Annotated in this window: 5 protein-coding genes and 1 pseudogene; all 6 read right to left on the minus strand. The window is 27.8% G+C overall.

All coding sequences use genetic code 11. The features are described 5' to 3' along the window. A pseudogene (locus AACP42_RS02955) lies at positions 1–387 on the minus strand (DNA double-strand break repair protein Rad50); the annotation flags it as partial. Positions 388–390: 3 nt separating this feature from the next. Beyond that, positions 391–1,587 (minus strand): ATP-binding protein, encoded by a 1,197-nt coding sequence (locus AACP42_RS02960; protein WP_339332579.1) that lies wholly within the window; start codon positions 1,585–1,587, stop codon positions 391–393. Positions 1,588–1,641: 54 nt separating this feature from the next. After that, positions 1,642–2,262 (minus strand): hypothetical protein, encoded by a 621-nt coding sequence (locus tag AACP42_RS02965; protein WP_339332284.1) that lies wholly within the window; start codon positions 2,260–2,262, stop codon positions 1,642–1,644. A gap of 2 nt (positions 2,263–2,264) precedes the next feature. Beyond that, positions 2,265–2,585, minus strand: coding sequence for a hypothetical protein (locus AACP42_RS02970; protein ID WP_212775623.1), 321 nt, complete (start codon positions 2,583–2,585; stop codon positions 2,265–2,267). Between the two features lie 17 nt (positions 2,586–2,602). Beyond that, positions 2,603–2,836 (minus strand): hypothetical protein, encoded by a 234-nt coding sequence (locus AACP42_RS02975; protein WP_339332283.1) that lies wholly within the window; start codon positions 2,834–2,836, stop codon positions 2,603–2,605. Continuing rightward, positions 2,829–3,159 (minus strand): hypothetical protein (locus AACP42_RS02980; RefSeq protein WP_339332580.1); only part of this gene is annotated, 331 nt, incomplete at its 5' end. The genes AACP42_RS02975 and AACP42_RS02980, both read right to left, overlap by 8 nt.

Consider the following 3,159-nt stretch of genomic DNA (forward strand, 5'->3'; position numbering starts at 1 on the left):
AGTTATTTCTTTTTGTTCGTAAAGTTCTTTTAATTCCGCTTCACATTTTTCCAATTCCTTTTCCCAATCTTTTTTTAAACCATTGTAGTTATTAATGGTTTCATCGTATTTTTTAATTGCTTCACCAATTTTGCCAATTAATTGACCTGTGTATTTAGATGATGGTTCAGTTTTATGAAAGAAAGATAAGTAAAGAAAACTGAATAAGGCAAGAATAATTAAAAAGTAAATTAAATAACTTTTTAGGGTTGTGGTGTTTTGATTGTGAAAAAATTTGTTTTTGATGAAACAAAAAAGGCCAAAAACAGTAGTAGCAATCAAACAAAACCAAGTTAAATAAGATTTTAAGTTAATAAAACCTTTCAGAACGTCTAATGGCGATAACATAGATTATTCACCTCCTTTCGGGGTTAAATTGTTTTCAATTTGGTCTAATAAAGTGGTATCTGGTGAAATAATCAATTGATAAGCCTGTTTTAAATCTTCTTTGTTAATTTCATTTCTTTTGTTTTCACCTTTACCACGGTTTTTGGCAAAAATACTAACAGTAGTTTTTAATAAGTTTTCTAAGGTACGATTAGCTTTTAAGAATTGTTTATTTTGTGGTAAGTTTTCTAAAGCTTCGTTAATAACTTCAAATAAATACTGTTTTGTTTCTTCACTGTAAGGATTTTTTCTTTTCTTAATTAAGAATTCTAGCATTTGTTGTCGTTCAGTTTTATTTCCTGGTTTTAATTCGATATTGTAGGCAAAACGGGATTTAATCGCTTCATCAATCAGATGGTATTGGTTTGTTGCCCCGATAATGAAAATTGGTTTTTCAGGATTATTATCCTGGGAAGTCATTTCCATTTTGAATTGGTTTACAACATTTGCGATTTCTGAACCTGCTTCTAACATACTTAAATCAGTGAAAATAGTTTCACATTCATCTAAAAAGATGATAGCACCATTACACTCTTCTGCAGCAATTCTTGCATCAGTGAATAAATCTTTTACCATTTGCGGCGCTACCCCTTTATACTTTTGGGAAAAAAGGGAACTATTAACTTCAAAGAATGGTAAATTGGTTTCTTTGGCAAGTGCTCTTGCTAATAATGTTTTACCTGTTCCTGGACAACCATACATTAAAATTCCCAACGGTGATTCTACTTCGCCAATACCTTGGTAGTTTTCAGGGTTTTTTAAATAATCAATAAATCCTTGAACTGCTTTTAATTCTTCTTTAAACCCAATTAATTTGTCAAAACCTATAAATTTTTGAGAGTCAGCAGGTTGAAAAACAACTCCTTCTGCTTTTAATTGTTTTGGGTTTGTTGAAGAATTATTATCAATTTCTTCAGTTTGTTCTTTCTTTTTGGTTTCTGCTTGTTGTAATTCTTGCTTTAATATATTTTTTTCTTCTTCACTTAAAGTTTGGGTGGCTTCTAATTTTTTTTTAAAAGAAATAATTTCTTTTTCGGTTTGACTTAAAGTTTGGTGATGAATCCAGACATAAGTTGCTAACCAAAATAAAAGAAACAAAATGATTATTGTCATTGTTTTTAAGAAAAGTGGTTGGGTGGAAGTTTGTTTTTTGTTTTTCATAATTTATTTCCTTTCTAAAATAAGACTAAGTTTTCTTAACTTAGTCTTATTTTTTTATTCAGCTAAATTTGTAATTTTGTTTTTTAGAGTGGTGCCACTACCGTTAAATGTGTTTCCATTTTTATCCACTAATTCATAGTCAAGAACTAAGGTTAATTGTGGATTTGTTGCTTGAACAAAGTCGTTTTGTTCTAATTTAATTTGAATATTGATATTGCATTTGCCATCATTATCGATAACCATTTGTTTGCGATTGGTGTCATCATAGAGTGTGTTGTTATTTTTAACTTCTAAGTTAAAGAGTGGTTCAGGATTTAAAAAAGTGTTATGAGTGTCATATTTTGGAGTTATTTTTAGATATAAAGGAACACTAATGTCAAATCCATTTGTTTTCAAAATGGCTTGATGATTGATAGTAACTGTGTGATGAAATTTATTTGGATTTAAATTAGGCATAGGTAAAGGGATAAGGGTTTTATCTTCATTATTACCGCTTACTCTATTTACTTCAAATAAAGGGGCATCATTTTTACTCATTAATTTAATGTTTTCTTGTCTTTGGCGTGAGAAATAATTATTAAGAGCCACGCAAGAACTAATTGCAAAACAAGAACAAATTAAAATTGTCAGGACAATTATAATTTTGTTATTTTGATTTTGGTTTGTTTTTTTCATGATTATTTACCTCCTAAGGTTGATTTAATGATATCAATTAAATTATTTATACCTGTGGTTAACCAAGGGATTTGGTTTTGGTAATAAATAACGTTGACATGTAAAATAAAATATAAAACGATAGTTAAATATTGAAATGTTTTTAATAAATTGCCTTTGTTGTTATTGGAAGTTGTTTGAGTTGGTTGTTTTTCTGGGGTGGTTGGTACTTTTACTACCATTGTTTTGCTTGGTGGACTTGATTTTGAATTTATTACTTTTTTATTTTTTAATTCGGTTGATTTTTTATTTGTTTTTTTGGTTTTTATTATTTTTTTGATCATGTTTTTTCTCCTTTGTATTAATTATTTATTTCTTTGTTACTTTCTAAATTGTTTTTTTCTTTTGATTCGTTATTTGGATTTGGAATAATTGAAAATGATTTTTTGGGTTTACTTTCTTTTTGTGTTTCATTTTTTTGATTGATTTCTGGCAATGGTACAAAATTAAAAAATATTTTTTTAATGATAAACATTAAAGCAGTTGTAAATAGAGCGCCAACTATAAAACCGATTGCGAAATTTAGATCATTCATTTTCTTCCTCCTTGTTTATAATTGAATTGGTGTTTTTTGATTTAAGTTGTTTTTTTCTTCTTTTTTTCTCTTTCCAATTAGCAACTTTGACTTTTTGTACTTCTATTTGGGATTGGAGTTTTTCTTGGGTTTCATTGATTTTATCTATTTTTTGTAATAATTTTTGCTCTAAATATTCTTGTCTGGCATTTTGGATTTCTAAGTTTTGTAGTTTTTTGTTGGGGAAAAAGATAGCCAAAATTATATCTTTGATGAAAATTAAAGTGTTTGTAATTAATTTAAAAATAGGTTTGAACCCAGAAACAATAAGAATAGTGAAAATT

The sequence above is a fragment of the Hydrangea phyllody phytoplasma genome (genome assembly GCF_036985185.1).
Classification (GTDB): Bacteria; Bacillota_I; Bacilli_A; order Acholeplasmatales; family Acholeplasmataceae; genus Phytoplasma; species Phytoplasma asteris.